Source organism: Emticicia aquatilis (assembly GCF_014644295.1).
Lineage (GTDB): Bacteria > Bacteroidota > Bacteroidia > Cytophagales > Spirosomataceae > Emticicia > Emticicia aquatilis.
In genome coordinates, this window is record NZ_BMKK01000032.1 from 1 (window position 1) to 1,142 (window position 1,142).

Consider the following 1,142-nt stretch of genomic DNA (forward strand, 5'->3'; position numbering starts at 1 on the left):
GTAAAAGATGCTAAGAACTGCGTAGTAACGGCGACAGTAGAAGTAATTCAACCAAAAGCTTTAGTAGCCGTAGCGACATCAACACCAGTAGCATGTTTCGGAGAGAAAAACGGTACAGCGACAGTAGTAGCAAGCGAAGGCAATGGTGGCTACACTTATTCATGGAGCAGCAGCCCAGTCCAAACGACGGCAACGGCAACAGGCTTAGGAGCGGGTATTTACACAGTAACGGTAAAAGATGCTAAGAACTGCGTAGTAACAGCGACAGTAGAAGTAATCCAACCAAAAGCTTTAGTAGCCGTAGCGAGTGCGACACCAGTAGCGTGTTTCGGAGAGAAAAACGGCACAGCGACAGTAGTAGCGACCGAAGGTAATGGTGGCTACACCTACTCATGGAGCAGCAGCCCAGTCCAAACGACTGCAACAGCAACAGGCTTGGGAGCGGGAATTTACACAGTAACAGTAAAAGATGCTAAGAACTGCGTAGTAACAGCGACAGTAGAAGTAATCCAACCAAAAGCTTTAGTAGCCGTAGCGAGTGCGACACCAGTAGCGTGTTTCGGAGAGAAAAACGGTACAGCGACAGTAGTAGCAAGCGAAGGCAACGGTGGATACACCTACTCATGGAGCAGCAGCCCAGTCCAAACGACTGCAACAGCAACAGACTTAGGAGCGGGAATTTACACAGTAACAGTAAAAGATGCTAAGAACTGCGTAGTAACAGCGACAGTAGAAGTTATTCAACCAAAAGCTTTAGTAGCGGTAGCGACATCAACGCCAGTAGCATGTTTCGGAGAGAAAAACGGCACAGCGACAGTAGTAGCAACCGAAGGTAATGGTGGCTACACCTACTCATGGAGCAGCAGCCCAGTCCAAACGACTGCAACAGCAACAGGCTTGGGAGCGGGAATTTACACAGTAACAGTAAAAGATGCTAAGAACTGCGTAGTAACGGCGACAGTAGAAGTAATTCAACCAAAAGCTTTAGTAGCGGTAGCGACATCAACACCAGTAGCATGTTTCGGAGAGAAAAACGGTACAGCGACAGTAGTAGCAAGCGAAGGTAACGGTGGATACACCTACTCATGGAGCAGCAGCCCAGTCCAAACGACTGCAACAGCAACAGGCTTGGGAGCGGGAAT

Annotated in this window: 1 protein-coding gene; it reads left to right on the top strand. The window is 48.6% G+C overall.

Features of this window, described 5'->3' with window-relative positions:
* Nucleotides 1–1,142: SprB repeat-containing protein (locus IEX65_RS27960; protein ID WP_188771718.1), on the top strand; the 1,142-nt coding region annotated here is incomplete at both ends.